Annotated in this window: 15 protein-coding genes; all 15 read right to left on the bottom strand. The window is 47.9% G+C overall.

The features are described 5' to 3' along the window. Nucleotides 1-16: 16 nt before the first annotated feature. Nucleotides 17-238 carry a hypothetical protein gene (locus AKL11_RS25125; RefSeq protein WP_157673497.1) on the bottom strand — a complete coding sequence of 74 codons (222 nt, stop codon included), beginning with the start codon at nt 236-238 and terminating at the stop codon, nt 17-19. A gap of 124 nt (nt 239-362) precedes the next feature. Continuing rightward, nucleotides 363-641 (bottom strand): hypothetical protein, encoded by a 279-nt coding sequence (locus AKL11_RS09980; RefSeq protein ID WP_067516929.1) that lies wholly within the window; start codon nt 639-641, stop codon nt 363-365. 255 nt (nt 642-896) lie between these two features. Further along, the gene (locus AKL11_RS09975; protein WP_067516927.1) at nt 897-1,229 is read right to left on the bottom strand and encodes a hypothetical protein; all 333 of its coding nucleotides are present in this window, start codon (nt 1,227-1,229) and stop codon (nt 897-899) included. A 1,028-nt stretch (nt 1,230-2,257) separates the two neighbouring features. Then, nucleotides 2,258-2,446 carry a hypothetical protein gene (locus AKL11_RS09970; RefSeq protein ID WP_067516925.1) on the bottom strand — a complete coding sequence of 63 codons (189 nt, stop codon included), beginning with the start codon at nt 2,444-2,446 and terminating at the stop codon, nt 2,258-2,260. 111 nt (nt 2,447-2,557) lie between these two features. Next, nucleotides 2,558-4,207 carry a phage terminase large subunit gene (gene terL / locus AKL11_RS09965; protein WP_216636784.1) on the bottom strand — a complete coding sequence of 550 codons (1,650 nt, stop codon included), beginning with the start codon at nt 4,205-4,207 and terminating at the stop codon, nt 2,558-2,560. 23 nt (nt 4,208-4,230) lie between these two features. Continuing rightward, on the bottom strand, nt 4,231-4,461 hold the full coding sequence (locus AKL11_RS09960; RefSeq protein ID WP_067516921.1) for a DNA packaging protein: 231 nt from the start codon (nt 4,459-4,461) through the stop codon (nt 4,231-4,233). Between the two features lie 9 nt (nt 4,462-4,470). Continuing rightward, the gene (locus tag AKL11_RS09955) at nt 4,471-4,755 is read right to left on the bottom strand and encodes a phage holin family protein (RefSeq protein WP_067516919.1); all 285 of its coding nucleotides are present in this window, start codon (nt 4,753-4,755) and stop codon (nt 4,471-4,473) included. Nucleotides 4,756-4,764: 9 nt separating this feature from the next. After that, complete coding sequence (locus AKL11_RS09950) at nt 4,765-5,307, bottom strand: hypothetical protein (protein WP_067516917.1); 543 nt, start codon at nt 5,305-5,307, stop codon at nt 4,765-4,767. Between the two features lies 1 nt (nt 5,308). Beyond that, nucleotides 5,309-6,196 (bottom strand): phage tail fiber domain-containing protein, encoded by an 888-nt coding sequence (locus tag AKL11_RS09945; protein ID WP_067516915.1) that lies wholly within the window; start codon nt 6,194-6,196, stop codon nt 5,309-5,311. Nucleotides 6,197-6,275: 79 nt separating this feature from the next. Beyond that, nucleotides 6,276-9,899 (bottom strand): hypothetical protein, encoded by a 3,624-nt coding sequence (locus AKL11_RS09940; RefSeq protein ID WP_067516913.1) that lies wholly within the window; start codon nt 9,897-9,899, stop codon nt 6,276-6,278. A gap of 7 nt (nt 9,900-9,906) precedes the next feature. Beyond that, nucleotides 9,907-11,646, bottom strand: a complete 1,740-nt coding sequence (locus tag AKL11_RS09935; protein WP_067516911.1) for a hypothetical protein — start codon at nt 11,644-11,646, stop codon at nt 9,907-9,909. Between the two features lie 6 nt (nt 11,647-11,652). Then, a complete protein-coding gene (locus AKL11_RS09930) occupies nt 11,653-12,183 on the bottom strand; it encodes a virion core protein, T7 gp14 family (RefSeq protein ID WP_067516908.1) in 531 nt (176 codons plus the stop codon). After that, entirely contained in the window at nt 12,168-12,665 is a 498-nt protein-coding gene (locus AKL11_RS09925) for a hypothetical protein (protein WP_157673496.1), read from the bottom strand. Before AKL11_RS09925 ends, AKL11_RS09930 begins: the two co-directional genes overlap by 16 nt. Nucleotides 12,666-12,682: 17 nt before the next feature. Next, nucleotides 12,683-15,088: a phage nozzle protein gene (locus AKL11_RS09920; protein WP_067516906.1), complete on the bottom strand. Its 2,406-nt coding sequence runs from the start codon at nt 15,086-15,088 to the stop codon at nt 12,683-12,685. Further along, a complete protein-coding gene (locus AKL11_RS09915) occupies nt 15,088-15,672 on the bottom strand; it encodes a phage tail tubular protein A (protein WP_067516904.1) in 585 nt (194 codons plus the stop codon). Before AKL11_RS09915 ends, AKL11_RS09920 begins: the two co-directional genes overlap by 1 nt. Nucleotides 15,673-15,721 lie beyond the last annotated feature (49 nt).

Raw genomic sequence — 15,721 nt, 5'->3', positions numbered from 1 at the left:
CCTGTTTAGTTAATGGTTAAACTTTCTTTACCCTTGCATCAGTGCAAAAAATCTCTACTGATTCAGTTTTAAAACTCCACCCGCTAGGATGAGTTGAAGTAAGGTGTTTAGTGGTTTCAGTTTTTAAACCTACGTACTTGTAGCGAGTGCCTGAAAGAGAAATAAATTCATCGCCTATTTCTAATTCAGTGATAACCGTGTCCAGGTCATCAGGTGTTAAAGGGTTTGGCTTTCTCATTTTCTTATATCCTCTCTTTTGGTTTATCTTGCTGGTTTACTCGGAGCCACTACGGTTAGTAATGACTCCTGATAAAACAACATCGGTATAGATTGCCTTTTGGCATAGCTGAAGATCTAAAAGATTACTTCAGGGTTTTATAGTCATCTCCCCAGTGGTCCACCAGTGCAATATATTCCTTTTCCGTGGTGGCTCTCCCTGCTACCTTGAAACCACGTTCTATAAGGTAATTGATAGCTTGCTGGAAAACGTCACCTACTGCGTAGTCATAGGAGAGATAAACCGATTGCTTTTTTTCTGTCACATAGTCATCGGTGAGTTTTACTCTGGCGCCTCTATGATTAGTGCAAGATACAAATTTAATCTTGATTGCTCTAAAGTTGGGTAATGTATATAAGTCCATTTTGTGTTCCTCTTAGTTATTATTCACTTTGTAATACTATGACTTATCGTATAGTTAAAGTCAAACTTTAATATGAACTAATAGCCAGCCCATTGTAAAAGATCATTAACAGTAGAAAACCTTTCGACTTTATCCACGGTAATAACTACCAGTGTCTCCCCGTCGAAGTAGCTATAGTTTCCCCAGTCGTGAGACTTGCAAAAAATCAGAACAAGTTTTTTATTAGCGTTCATTAGGTTTAGCTCCCTGTTTAGTTTAAACGTCTTGGTTATCTTCAGTGTTATAGGAAAATATCTGATAGTAATCTTTACAGGCGGACATTTTTATCAGTACACCAGATAGTGCAGAGGCAGGAACATAAAAATCATAGTCTGATAACCATGGTTTATTTAGATAAGCTATTTCTGAAACATTAGCCAACAAATAAACCTTACCATTACGTTTCATAAAGGAGCCTAGCTCGATATCAACGGGATCAATTCCATCTAATTGCTGGAGATCTTCTATAGATAAATCGAGACAAGAAAGAAACTCTTCCCATTCTTTGTTGCCTTTAATGTTTAGACTTCTGCTCGGTTTGTTCTTCATGTGTCTGCGTCCCTGTCTTGTTATTCTTAACTATACCATAAGTCATACTATTACTTACCGAATACCATAAGTCAAACATTAGAAGAAAAAAAATAGCGGTGTTTAATCTTTGGGAGAATCTAGCGGTTTAGGTTGTGGTGGATCTTCAGGTTTATTTCCATGTTTATCGAAATGAATAAAAAATTTAAACACTACAACAAGAACCAAGACAGGAAACTTTAAGCCCATCTATAAGCACAACCACCAGCCAAACCATAACCCAATCAATGCAAACGGATACCACAAGCCATTCACACCATTACAAATCAATCACTTAGAGATAACTTGTGGCGTATCTTGTGGTGAATAGCCAAACCATACCCACGGCACCATCGAAATTCACCAGCAGATAGACCGACCCACCTGGGGGAAAAGCGGAAGGCACTACGCTAGTAGACCTCTCACAATTTTCTGTAATTTTATTTCCGACTCAAATCTTCAAGACAAACCTTAAGACCATCTTCGAGACTATCCAAAACATAACCACAAGATTCACTGCCCATGATTATTATCAACCAAGTTAGAAACACTGTCGGTAATACTTTAAGACTAGCTACCAGATAAACCTAAAGATTCATCCACAAGTTTGACTGGTAGTTACTCTTAAAGTTTATCTATAAGTTTTTATTCTTTTAAGGATAATTATTAATAATCATCAACAGAAGATAAAACCAAAAGAAACTCTTATAGAGATAAACCAATACAGGTTTACCTAGTAGTTTCACTTTAGGTTGGCTTCGCCATTCCGCTTAACACCAGGAGAATCCCCTGTCGCCTGATCCGATAGAGTGCCATCACCTCTCCACCGATCACTGTCAGGTTCCTCAGCAGGGATAATCCCTACCTACCGGCCTGAAGCATAAAGTTAAGCAGCCTGACGATAAAAGCGTTCAGATAGTTTTACCTGAGCAGATCACTTTTAGGAGGCTTCAGAAAGTGTTTCTCTTTCCAATAATGTGTCGTAATTGCAGAGCCACTGATAGCAAGGCTTAAAGAGCATCCAGAAGTACCGGCATCCAATACACCGACCATAGTGCTACAGGAATCAGATAGGCTTCTTTATCACGTGAAGGTTTAAACCGCCACCGCTGACTGTCCTTATCCACAAACGTCAGCACCGTCAGAAGGAGAGCGATCAACACATAAGCTGCCTCTCCCATAACCTTCAACAGCCACATACTCTCAGACCTCCATAGATCATCCCTGAGAGTCTAACCATCCCCAATGACATACTACGCCATATCGAATAGAAAACCCTTCAGAACGATTCTACGGAAGTCTCAGCATCATTACCAATTACACCACCCCCTACTCCTTCTAACACTCCCACCAGCCGCCTTAACAAACTTATCCAACTCCATCTTCATCAACTTCTCCCGATGGTCACTGGCAGCCTTCTCCGTATCCCTGCCCATCTGCTCCACCCAATAAGCCACGGCTCCCGCAAGAGCATCCAGCCTATCATCGTGAGTCAACGCACCTTTATCCTTAGTGATACGAGTCAGTTGATAAAACAGAGAATACTTAGGATCACTGGCAGACTCATGATCTTTACGGATCAACTGCTTATCCACCACCAACCGATGTTGATTCATCACAGGTTCCAGGGTATCAATAATCCGTCGTTCCTTCTGAATATTCACCCGCACTTCTTCAATCCGGCAAGGGTGAATCCTAAACATCACAGGCTTCAGTAACTCAGTAAACATACCGTCACCGAAGTTACTCTCAACGATGCAGTCATTCACCTTATGGGTCGCCGCAATAGAAGCCAATGCTTTCAGATTGGTATCGTTATACCCGCCGTGTAAGCCACCAACGTCCACTAAAAACAGAAACCCGTTAAGCATCTTCACCACAGCAAAGGCTGTCTCATCCTTACCCCGACCGGCAGGGTCAATAAACATCACCGAACCGGTATACTCCGCCATATCCGAAGCAACCCACATGGGCTTATAGAACTTGTCGGTATTCATCCCCACACACGGCACATCATTCACCACATGCTCAAAGCCAGAAGACCACACCAACTTAACGGGAGCCATACGGGTATCCAATGGCATCACCATCAGATCCTCAAGTTTCAACGGATACTTCTCCGCATCACTCAAAGACGTATCCAGCATGAACTGAAGGGCAAACCCTGAGCGTCCGTAAGAGGCTTCCCGTTCCAGTAAGTCTTCATCGGTGAAACGCTGAGGGTCTGTCACCGTCCGAACCGCTGTACCCTTCTCCATCAGGTTCACAATAAACGGAGCAAGCATTCCTTTATAACGATCAACGTCTTTCGGAATACGGGAAGGCCAGATCCTCACCTCATACCCACGGTCGGGCATCTGGTTATAGATGGACATTTCTGTTTGCGGAGTCCCAAGAAAAGTAATCTTACCCCCAGGCTTAATGATCGCATCAAACTCCTTGATCCGTTCCGCCAGTTGATCCCGCATGGTTTGAGTCAGAGAGTTATTCAGAGACTCCACATCATCCGCAATAATCTCATCCGCCCTGCTTCCGGTAAGTTGTCCGGTAATTCCCACCGACTTCACCGAAGGCGAATGAGAGATCCCCGCCGGAGCCACATCAAAAGCAATGTTCGAGTTCCGCTGCCCTTCCTTTGGCCTCAAATGCTGGAACAACGGAATATCATGGATCAGTCGTTTGGTAAAAATAGTGAACTGGTCAGAACGATCCTTCGAGGCAGACACCACCAGAAAGTTCAGGTTCGGGTTAAGCAGCAGCCGCCAGCACACATAGGCGGCAGTAATCCACGACTTACCAATCCCCCGAAAGGCTTCAATAACCTTACGTCTGTCGCCGTGTTGCAGGTAATGGGCAATGTCGTATTGAATCTCAGTAGGGTCAGGCTTGGGAGCCGAGATCGCTCCTGATTTCCAGAGGTAGTCCCAAATGATATAAAGGACATTCCTGAAGTCCCGCAACGGGGACTCCTGTGGTAATGCCTTCACGATTCGTCGCAGTCAGTTCCAGTAAACGGAAGCACTTCCGCCAGCTGGCCACTAAGTTCTCCTAAAGCAGAACCGTCAGTAGCCTCAGCGTCAATCCCGTTATTCTTCAGAAAGTTAATGGCCTGACCAAAATCCGCAGCCTTGGCACCGCCAGACTGGATACGTTTAAGCAACTGCTTCGCCACTTCGCCGTGTAGCTGCTCAAGAATATCTATGGTTTTACTCATGGTTCTTTATTATTTTTTAATTCCAAGGTAATGTTGTAATAAGCGTTCAAGCGCACTGGTTCCCAACGAGGCAATCAAAGCCGATAAGCCGATCAAGGGGATTAACCCAAGGTTCGGTAATTGAATCAGCATCAATCCAGCCACCAGCGATAAACCGGTAGAGGACATTGCCCGTCCAATAATCAAGCGGGGAGTGATCTTCTCGTTGGAGCCTAAGATTTGACCGAGACCGATTAATAAACCGGTTGTGGTCATTCCCACCAGTGCTTCTAAAGGTGAGAGTTTTTCTTGCATGGTATTTTTCTAGTCCACTAAAAACATTTCCAAATTGATCGTTGTATTTACGTTCGCTTTAATAATGTTTGCTAGTTGAACTGATTTCACATTATTAATGTTATGGAGGATAGATTCATAACCAAATTGAATCCTATCTGTATAGAAAGGTTCTTTACCGTTTTCTTTAATTAATAGTCTTTTATTATTAACGCTTGGACTATTTCTTGCTGTATAGAAGCTAATAGCACCAGAAGTGTTATCCAAATTTGTTGTAATAACGTCCACCAATATCCCATTTAAATAACTCGGGTTCATTTGTGAACCATTTATGATATTACCTAATCTGTCATGCCCCACATTATTTTTAAAATATTGACCTGTCCCTCTGGTGAATAAGAATGTATGTGTTGGAGAGAAGGCACTCTTCCCATAAAAATCACTAATCCTCAAAACACCACTCTCTGCCACACCACCTTTCCCGTAATACTCAGACAGTTTATGAGGAGCCTCCCCGCCAAACTCCCCCACAATATCCGAAAACGCTAAACGTCCATTCTCTTGTAAAGCCATATCAATTCCCGATACTCAAATCCGCCGCCTGAATTTCACCAGAGAACAACGTAGTTGAACCCGATATCGATATATTGGCAGTCTTACTTTCAAGGTCAGTCAATCGCTGAACCAGAGAAGCCAGCGTCATACTACTGAATATCCAGTTAGTCCCGTCAGTAATTAACACCTTCCCATCATTCCCAGGAGCCAACGGTAAGTTAATACTGGCAGCATAAGCCTGAGCATTGGCTTCGTGATTCGCAGCAGTGTCCGCCAACTGCCCCGCATTAATCTCAGAAGTTTTCGCATTACTCTCAGAAACCGCCGCATTCGTTTCCGAAGTCTTAGCCCTACTCTCCGAAGTCGCCGCATTACTCTCAGAATCCGCAGCACTACTTTCAGACAGTCCTGCACTACCCGCAGCCTGTTCAGCCAACACCCGTTCTTCATGGGCATCATAGCCAGAGTTAAACTGTCCTTTCACCCACCCCGCAGTCGCCGCATCATCGTCCGAATCCGGTTCACCCAACACCGAGATCCGCCGATTAGAAGCCGAATAAGAACCATCATTCGCCACCGCCATAGTGGAGTTGGTCAGGTCAAACGCTTCCTGCGCCAGATACACCGCCTGACGGGTAGCCAAATCCAACTGAGTCTCGGTAATGGTCGAAGCATCCTGAAAGTCCACCAGCAGTTTTGTCCGTTCCGTTTCCCGCTGCACGTCAATAATCTGCCCCACATCAGGAGCCGCCGTTAGCTGTACCGTCTGAGGGTTCAACCAACTGTACGTCACCGGTTCACCAGCAACGGAAACCTTAATATCGTCTTTAGAAATGTAAGGCATGGTCACAGAAAAGTTTTTATTCCCTGTCACAAGCTGTTCGTATTGGACTCTGGACAGAGCCATAGCAAATCACCTTTATTAGAATTGTTTTAAAAAGAGAAATGAAAAAGAAGGGAGGGAACCCGAACAGATTCCCTGAACATCACTGATCCCAAAAGCCTGATTTAACTTCAGCTTCCCGAATCTTCCCGTCAATAAAGCCTTGCATCACCTGAGCTTCTTCCGCCAGTAACCGGCTAAACGCTGCATCTCTGGATTTACTGAGAATCTGATTCACCAACGTCACCGTCGAAGCATTAATACTTTTGGTTCCCACCGGCATCCCTGCACCAATCACCGCATCCAACTGTTCCGTCACAGGGAACTCACGGTAATACCGCACCCACCGATCATAAAGAGTCTCATCCCCATCACCGGTCATCCGTTCCCGTAAGTCAGCACCAGGCAACAGCCGATGTTTATTCGGCATGGCAAAGGTCATCCCCGTCTGTTTCGATAACCGATCCAGCCCACGGAGAACCCTCAGTTGTGCTTCAGAGCGTCCCTTCCCCCGTTCTTCGGGTGTGGAGTCCGAGAAGATATTCCACAACGCACCGGTATCATTCAACTGCCGTACATTGCCCAACACATCGTAAGACTTGGAGCCTTGCTTCTGAACAGTCCCACCGCTGCCACCAAACAACACCTGGCTCTCCACCATCTGCCAGAAAGTAGCAGGGTCATCCAGCGTCGGGTCATTGGTCTTGGCAATCTTATGGAGGGTATTAGGCACCAGCATCCGTAACTTACTGGCAACAAACTTCAGGCCACCCCGTTCGTTATCTTCAGGGTTCGCCACGTACTCCATCAGCTTCAACCCTTCCGCCACACCCGCCATTAAGTTCGCATCCCGAATAGAGGTAGCAATCGCCATAGTCCCTACGGTCACAGCCGCCAGAGCCTTATCCTTTTCTTTCTTGGCAATAAACTCACCCTGCTTCTCACGGGTCGCTAAATCATCAAACCGTTCAAGGGCATTGACGATAATCTTTGCCGGAGTCGCAAAGGGGTCAAAGTTTCGGTAACTCCAGGTATTCCCGTCCTCATCCTTCAGGGTATAGGGTTCCGGCAGGTCACTATCGGTTCTGGCTCGCTGTTGCTTCCAGTGGTCATAAGCACCATCGCCGGTAATATTTCCCTTGGCGTACTCCTGCATAATCATTCCACTAATGGCAAACGAAGTCAGTGCTTCACCTCTGGCTTTCACCTGCGCCCGTTTACCATTCTTACCCGCAAGATCCGCCATAAAGTTAGGAGCCAGAATCTGTACACCAGGGGTCAAGCGGATACCTTCTTCAAACACCCGCACCGGAGTCCTGAAGAACAACTGTCCGACCACACGCATCCACGGCTGTTCCGCCACGAACTGCTCATAGCGTTTCGCCATAGAAGATGCAGCCCCCTTACCACTGAAGGCTCGCTTATACAGCAAGTCCCGCACATGGTTTAACGCTACTTCATCCTTACCGTGTCGCAGAGCTTCACCGCTTTTACCCACTTCCGTCTTCACGTACTGCGCCAGTCGTTCCCCTTTATAGCCAAGGTTCCGGCCTTTATTAATCACCGTTCGCAGAGCTTCTTCACTGTCCAGTCCGCCGTAGGCATTCTTCAGTTCCGCCTCAATATGCTGGCGAATAAAACTGTCCAGTCGTCTACCTGTCAGGCCCTTCCGTGTCCCTTCCTTAAAGGCATAGGCCGCACTTTCACTGGCAATAAAACCCTGATAACTGATCTGCCCCAAAAACTCATCCGAAGCATTCAGGATACGAGGCAGAAAGCGAATCGAACCGGCAATCTTGCCAGACACTTTGTTGCCCCCAATAGCCAATTCACCTTCCATCAAACGGCCTGATTCACGGGTCAACACCGACTGTTCATACTTAAACGCCGCCACCGCCGCTTTAGCTGCACTGCGAACAGAAGATCCCATGGCAGAATAGGTTGCCACCATCTGTCGTCTTGTGGCTTCCTCTAACGGGTCAGACAAAAACGCATCCATAGCAGGACGCACCACCGTCTTAATCCCCGAAGGCACCAGGTTGATTAATACGGTAGTCGCCGAGAACACATTGGAGATGGCCATTTCATTGAACTTCATCAAGCCCCGTTTGATCTTGCTCTCCGGCAATCCCTTGTTCGGGTCAGTGAGAATCTTGGTCAGTTCATCTTCAGTCTCCAACCCCCGCATCACTTTCAGTCGTGCCGCTTCTGCCCAGTCACCGTCATCTTCTGCGGTTTGAATCTTCTCAGCGTACTCCCGCCGAACGGCATCCACTTCCACCTTCTGTTCCGTCTGCTCCATCAAGCGGATAAAACTCTCAGGGTCATCCAAGTCCACCGATTTCAAATCCAGCCGACCTTTCCGTCTACCTAATACCTGACCAGAGTCTGACGATAACGCTTCGTCCATCTTCATCAGGCTACCCATACGGGCATACACAGTTTCAAACTCGCCAAACAGTTCTGCCTGTTGGTCACGGTTCGGTGCAGCTTTAATCCGTTCCGCCAGTTCATAGGCTTCCCTTGCCACTTCATCCCTTGCCTGTAATGTTGCAGTCTTGAACCGGTTGGCTTCCTTCACGGTAAACTTATGGTTAATCAGGTCATCCATTACCGATTCCACCTGCACCGTATCCAACTCTTTCAGTTCATCAGCAATGTTACGGGCAATAGCGGTTTGATCTTCCAGCGATACCGATTCAAACGGAATGGGAGTCTGTAACTCCGGCACATTCAAATCATCCAGCGAGACATTGCTTAACACTTCGCCGCTTACTTCACTGCCAGCTTCATCCGCCTGAGCAGCACTGGTGCGAGCAGCTACATCACTGCCGGTTTCTGGCTGTGACTCTTTCATCCGTTCCGCAATGGCAGTCAGGGTTTCGCCACCGGCTTCATCTACCGCTTCACTGGCAGCGTTGCTCTTACCACGGAACAGGCTCTGCACTTTATTAGAAGCTGCATCCAATACCGTTCCACCGGCAAAACCTGCAAGCCCACCTACGGTTGTCACTGCTGCCAGTTCAAGGTTATCCACTTCGTCTTTACGACCAGCGTCCACTTCAATGTTCTGGCGGATCAGATTATCCGTACCGGCATAAATCGAACCTTCCACACCGGCAATAATTCCGGTTCTCATGCCCTGCTTTAACAGAGCCTTCAGTCCTTGCTTGGTCGCAGTCTTGGTTCCCTGCGCCGCTGCTGTGCCAATCCCTAACGAAGCCAGTCCCACATAAGTTGTTGGATCACTGGCAACGCCTTTAAAGAATCGTCCAACACCACCCCACGACATATCAAGGTTGTCGTAGGAATCCATCAAATAGAGAAAGGCTTCCTTCTGTTCCTGTGGTGCAGCCCGTAGCTGATTCGCTTCATAAGCCATTTTGGGTAGGTTGTAATTAAACCACCCCATATAATCCAGACCGTACTCCGCCAGCTCCGCATCCGAACCTTGCCAGTCCTGTCCTTCATTCATCTTATGAACAGTACGGGTAGCCATCAGCCAGTCGGTATCAAGGGCAAGGGTGTCAGGATCAATGCTCGCTTTCGGGGAGGGGAATGTTTGAGGGTTTTGTGGAGTTACTGTTTGAGTTGCTGTTTGAGTAGTCTGAGGCTGATCGTCAGTGTTATCTCTCAGATACAACTGCTGTAAAGCGTATCCGGTATCTTCCTGACTCAGCCCATCGGGGAGTTCGTATTCTCTCTCCCCTACCTGATAAACGGGCATCGTTGTTTTATTTCTCCATTACCTTAATCGTCTGACCATTGGGCAGAATCAAATTCCCACTGGCATCAAAAGGTGTTTGAGGTTGCTTGGGTTGTGGTTGATTGGCTTGAGATTGATTAGGCGTAATCTTCCCGAACTCATCCTTAGCCAGTTCCACCGCTGTCTTCTGAATCGTGGTCAGCCGTTGCTTCGCCGCATCCAGAGCTTTATCCATAATCTCAAGACGGTTCCGTGGGATCTCACCCTTATCTTCAATGTACTGCATCACCGATTGACGGATAGACGTGTTATACGCCTTGCGGGTTTCACCCATCACGTTATAACCGGCCTGACTCAGTAAGCCACCCATCGCCGATCCTGCATACACCTTGGCATCACCACCCACATTGTCTTCAAAGTAGGTATTGAAATCAGGATCACGAACAAAGTTCACCCCTTCCATCAACACAGGGATCTCTTTAATCAACTGCACCTTATCCGCCGGATTAATCCCTTCTGCCGAACTCACCAGTTCAATCAATGTGCCTTCCGACATTTCATCGTTAAAAAGCTGAAGGGCAAACTCACCACCCATGGCACCGGCAAAATCCCCGTTAGTCGCTCCCATCATCAAACCGGAACGTAACCGCCGAGCCTTCCCCTGGCTCGCTACCGGATTCACCGTGGGTTGATTCGCCAGTTGCGTAGCGAACTGATACACCTCCGGTTGCCCACGGAAATCCAGAGGATTAACAGGCTGACCCTGAGCCGCCAGATCCAGCACAGACACTTTACCTTCACGCACAGAAGCCTTGTAGCTGTCCGTCTTGAGTCGTTCCTGCTGCACATACTGGGTATAAAGGCCATTGTTAATATCCATCTTAGCCTTGGCGATTTCTGTTTTACTGGTGGCATTCAAAAAGCGGTCAGGAATTTTATCCAGTAAGGTATGATCCAGCGTACTGATCGCTTCACCTACGACTGCATTGATAATAACTTCGTTACGTTCAGCGTGGTTCAGGGATGATGAGTCCTGCCATTCCTGATCCTTCTGTACTAAATCACCATCGTTCCTTAGAGTGTCCAGTACATGACTGGCTAATGATTCTTTCTGCAAATCTTCCTGATACGCCGCAGTCTCCCGCATCCAGGTAGACGAAAACTCATTCAGGGAACGATCCATCTGGTTCAGAAACCCTGCACCGTAAAACTCATTCTCACCAATCTGTTCCAGAGCTTCAGAACGGATTGCCTGAATCTCTGAGTCCCTTGCCTGAGAATCTAAACGTAACTCGTCGTTTTCCAGAATGGCTTGAATACGACCACTGAGCCACGTCTTCGATTCTTTCTCACCAGTAGCCTGAGCCACCCTCGCAGCCACCGCCGGTACTAACTCAGGCAGAAGCTCTTTCACCTGTGCCTGATTCACCGCACCCGACTCCTTATCTTTCATAAAGAGTTCGGTGTAGTACCTCAGCTTCTGCATCTGCTCTTTTTCAAGACTTGCCTGAGCGTCCTGCTGTTCTGCTTTCTGCGCCAGTGCGTACTTGCCCAACATCGGATTCACCGATTTCAGGGCTTCCGAAAGTTGCAACAGGTTAGACGACACATCAGGAGCCTTACCCGATGCAATAAAAGTATCCACCGGCGAAGCAGAAGGCCGCAGCCGTTCATTACTTCCACGGTTCTGTACCACTTTCCGACCTCGCTTTCGGGTCAGCGTATTATCAGGAGAACCCACAGGCCGCAGCCCCGTCACGTTGTCCATGCTCGTTTAACTCTCCAGTTGATTCTTCAGGCCGTAACTGTTCACCGCTGCACCGCCGAGCTGAAACGCTGTCGCCCACGGGCTTGGTTTCACACCTTGCGATACACCGTTAATCCGGCTTTGGGTTTGTGTGGCAATGCCTTTGGCTTCTTCCGTAAGCTGGCTCATCGTCCAGTCACGATTCTGTTCAATGGTGGAAATATCACGGCTGGCACTGGCTCCCATATCTTGCAGCACTCGCTCCACCGAGAAACCGGAAACCCCCGCTTCTCCTGCCGCTACATTGGCAGTGGCCTGATCTTCCATGGCTTGCAGGGTACGCTGTTGCACCTGCTGAGATGCCGCTTCCATTTCCTGAGATTGCCGGTTCTGAATCCCAAGGTACTGATTACGCATAGAGGCATAACTGTTCACCTTGTTCTGTTCATACAAAGCATCCTGCACCTTGGCCTGATTGCTCTGCGCCTGGTGACTGGCAATCGCCGATCCCCCTGCCATTGCCATAGAAGCCACGGCAATACTTACCGGATCACACATTCTTGATTCCTTTTAATCTGTGCATGAGTCATCAGTCGTGCAAATTCATAGAACCGATGCCCGTTAAAATAAACCTCCCTGAGAATCACAAACCCCGCCCACTGAATCCACCGGATATGCACCTTGTTATCGCTGTGAACCATATTGGTCAGCACCGGATACTTTGAGCCGATCTTGTGGAGCAGCCCATGAGTCTCTTTAAAAAGCTGAGTCCGGTACTTCACCAGAGCCTCCGACCCCATCATCCAGATATAACCCACCATCGGATCACCGGAAGGGTAAGTCCCCAGGATAATCTGTGGCACATCGTCTTCATCCACCGCCACATAACACCCACCAGGGGAGTTCACCCCCACCAGCAGAGCTTCCACGGTACAGGCGTCACGGCCTCTCACCGCATAAATCTCCGTCAGATCAGCGTACCGTAACCGTGGCGCAAGGCTGACCGCATCATCTTCTGTTGCTTCTCTTACGGTCAGCACACGCTTCTCCTTAATCACTAGATTCTCTGAGATCGAATGGAATAAAAGGCTTCCCACTCCGCACTCAGAAAGAAGCAGGGCAAGTAGGTATCGTTGACAATCTCCATCGTCACCGTGTCGTTCTTGGAAGCCACCGGAAAGGTAAAGTCCCCTTCTTCAATGGGAACCCGTCCCACCTGATTATGACCGGAACCCACCACCCGACCACTGTAGGTATAGGTGTAGGTATCCCGCCCGAAGGGAGTTACCTCAATCCGAAAGTAACCTGTACGGTTATAAAGCAGAGAGATATTCCGCAGTTGAATCCGCCCTTTACCCACGGTCATTTCACCACCACCCACGGCTTCTTCTTTAATCACCAGTGTGGAAAACCGATAGCGGAACTCATAGGGAATCCCAAGGTAAAGTGGCTGGTTACGCCAATCACCACTCAGGGTAATCTCCGTGGTATCACCGACAATACGGGCAGTGCTATTAAAGGTGTCTTCAATCACACCTTCTGTCCTGTCCCCGCCAGGAGCCGTGATTAACTGCAACGGTTGGCTACTTGTGTCGTGTTTATAAGGCAGGGTAATGGTGGTGGTGTTATCCCCTTCCAGTGTCGGATCACCTTCATTGAACTGAGTCGTCACCTGAGCTTCACTGACCACACCATCCAAGTGAACATGAAGTGACCAGTCTTCTTCAATCGCCCCAGGTTCCAGATTGATCTTCTCAATATGCACCTGACCTTCACGGGCAGTAAGTAACACCAGTTGCGACTCAATAAACTCACAGTCCAGAATCCGGTCACAGGCAGGAAATACCCACTTAGACCACGCCGACTGTAACTTCTCCGCACCACTGTAGTAATACTTGTAGAGATACACGGCATTGGGTTCCCGTTCCGTCAACACTACAATGGCATCTTCATTACTACTGGCAGCGATCTTATGCGCACCCCCAGGAATATACCGTGGCACATGCCCAGTAATCTCCTGAGCATCGGTAGACTCCGTATCACCATCCACGTAATACTCACGGATACCGGTATAAGCCCCACGGTTCACAGCAAAATACACAAACCGCCCTGCACCTACCGGCTTGGCTTTCAGGGAGCATTCATACTCCGTAGTCTGGTTAATACTAATGGTTTCCGGCGTGAGAATATCCGTCACCCCCAGTTGGAACTGTGTCTTATCCGAGAACAGCAACAGGGTTTCATTAAACGGAATGGCATGGCGGAGAATAGATACCTTGGTATGGCTCACCCCCACATCAATAGGATCATCATCGAGCAAGGCAGTAGCAGTTGAGATAAAGAAATTAAAAAACTCACTCGCTTTACTGAACACCACATTTTCATCAGAGATAAAACCCAATCGGTTCCTGTGGAAAAACACATCGTTAATCTTCCGGTCAACAAAAGAAGGTAAAGGGTTCGAGTCCAGATCCCCTACTTTACGGTCAGCCCACTCAGCTACCTTAAAGGTAAAAGTTCCATCTGCATTTCGGATCAACACATGAGGCATAGTGGTGGCATCAAGCCCTACCACTTCGCCACCTTTCAGAGACTCCTTCCAGACTCCTGCACCGTCCGCCGTTCCCTCGGTGTTATAAGTCACATAATAATTATCAAACGAGGAGGATTGATCGCCGGAGATCTCCAGGGTAAAGCCATTGACTGATCGTGCCGGTAAGTCCGAGAAACGCTGAGTCTTCTGCACCAGCACATCAAGCCCGTTATCCCCAACGGAATCATCCGTAGAGATGCTGAACGAAGCCCCGCTGTTCCGTTTGATATGCAGGGTTGAGCCTTGCCTTGAAACGTACCAGCTACCGCCTAACTGACCTTTAATACCGGCACGAAGTTTCTCCGCAATAAAATCCGTGGTCACATCATCCGCATGAGCCGCATCAGAACCATTAGGCACAACGTAGGTGGTACTCTTACCGTCCACCCTGAGAATATACTTGGCTCCATAAGAACCCTGCTTCACCCACACCAACGCTTCATAAGGCCGCACCGGAGACTGACTGGCAGACTCTCTTACGATCACGGTCTTATTCAACACAAAGGTATAGTCAGCCACCGTCATACATTGCAGATCACTCATGGGCGATGCAGCGTTCAGGTAAGCCTTACCGTCAGGGAAGGTCACGGTTTTCTCGTTCCCTTCCAGATCGAATACCTTGAGATCACCGTTCACAATGGCAACCACATACTTCTCCGTGGAGTCACGGTTAATCACATGGAGAAACGGATCACTGGCTAAGTCAGGGAGTGTCCCAAGGTAACGGCTACCCTGTCGTTTCCGTAGTCCTTCCACCACCGAAGGGTAAGCATTCACCAGTTCTTCACATTGGGAAGCCAGGCGTAAAGCGTAAGGCTGCTGGCTGACACCGTTCACCATATTAGGGATCGTGGTTGAAATCAGTCCCATCAGATCCTCCGGTCAAGGGCATTTGCCGTGGTGAAATTATCAGAAAGAATGTTGTAATCGGCGTTCTTCAGATCACTGTTTTGCAGAGTCAGCAAGGCTCGCATTTCATCCTTGGCATTAAACGACGATTGTTCTTCTGCCCCGACAATCCGTTCCTGAAAAGTTCGTGCAGCTTTAATGGTGATATACCCTCTGGCAGACTCCGGCATATCATCAAAGGGCAACAGAATAACCAGCGTCGCCTTAAAGCCATGGTCAAATTGATAGGTATGGTTCCGCCGGTCATAAAGGCGGTTGCCCCGTTGCACCACATCAATACTGCGATGTTCACCTACCGAATCCACCCGCAGTAAATTAGGCGGTAGTTGAATCTCTTTCTCAGGAAACGTAGGTGTTAATGGGTAGCCCAATTCGGTATTGAAATGCCAACCCCGTGTCTGCACTGCAATACTGGTGGAGGTTAAAATCTGCCTTGCCAACACAGCGTCTACCACACCGTTATCTTCCACGGTATTCACAGGAGACTCACCAATGTTGGATAACATGGTATTGATCGCATCCAGTTCTGTAGTCACTGTCAGCATGGTTTTTCCTTTAGATAAAAAGGGAGATAAAAAAGGGAGATAAAAAAGG

Origin of the sequence: Endozoicomonas ascidiicola (genome assembly GCF_001646945.1) — a bacterium.
Lineage (GTDB): Bacteria > Pseudomonadota > Gammaproteobacteria > Pseudomonadales > Endozoicomonadaceae > Endozoicomonas > Endozoicomonas ascidiicola.
This window is presented reverse-complemented; position numbering and strand designations above follow the sequence as displayed.

Excerpts from the sequence above, each read along its gene's own strand:
- AKL11_RS25125 (WP_157673497.1), bottom strand. The coding sequence starts at position 238 with ATGAGAAAGCCAAACCCTTTAACACCTGATGACCTGGACACGGTTATC.
- AKL11_RS09980 (WP_067516929.1), bottom strand. The coding sequence starts at position 641 with ATGGACTTATATACATTACCCAACTTTAGAGCAATCAAGATTAAATTT.
- AKL11_RS09975 (WP_067516927.1), bottom strand. The coding sequence starts at position 1,229 with ATGAAGAACAAACCGAGCAGAAGTCTAAACATTAAAGGCAACAAAGAA.
- AKL11_RS09970 (WP_067516925.1), bottom strand. The coding sequence starts at position 2,446 with ATGTGGCTGTTGAAGGTTATGGGAGAGGCAGCTTATGTGTTGATCGCT.
- AKL11_RS09960 (WP_067516921.1), bottom strand. The coding sequence starts at position 4,461 with ATGAGTAAAACCATAGATATTCTTGAGCAGCTACACGGCGAAGTGGCG.
- AKL11_RS09955 (WP_067516919.1), bottom strand. The coding sequence starts at position 4,755 with ATGCAAGAAAAACTCTCACCTTTAGAAGCACTGGTGGGAATGACCACA.
- AKL11_RS09950 (WP_067516917.1), bottom strand. The coding sequence starts at position 5,307 with ATGGCTTTACAAGAGAATGGACGTTTAGCGTTTTCGGATATTGTGGGG.
- AKL11_RS09945 (WP_067516915.1), bottom strand. The coding sequence starts at position 6,196 with ATGGCTCTGTCCAGAGTCCAATACGAACAGCTTGTGACAGGGAATAAA.
- AKL11_RS09940 (WP_067516913.1), bottom strand. The coding sequence starts at position 9,899 with ATGCCCGTTTATCAGGTAGGGGAGAGAGAATACGAACTCCCCGATGGG.
- AKL11_RS09935 (WP_067516911.1), bottom strand. The coding sequence starts at position 11,646 with ATGGACAACGTGACGGGGCTGCGGCCTGTGGGTTCTCCTGATAATACG.
- AKL11_RS09930 (WP_067516908.1), bottom strand. The coding sequence starts at position 12,183 with ATGTGTGATCCGGTAAGTATTGCCGTGGCTTCTATGGCAATGGCAGGG.
- AKL11_RS09920 (WP_067516906.1), bottom strand. The coding sequence starts at position 15,088 with ATGGGACTGATTTCAACCACGATCCCTAATATGGTGAACGGTGTCAGC.
- AKL11_RS09915 (WP_067516904.1), bottom strand. The coding sequence starts at position 15,672 with ATGCTGACAGTGACTACAGAACTGGATGCGATCAATACCATGTTATCC.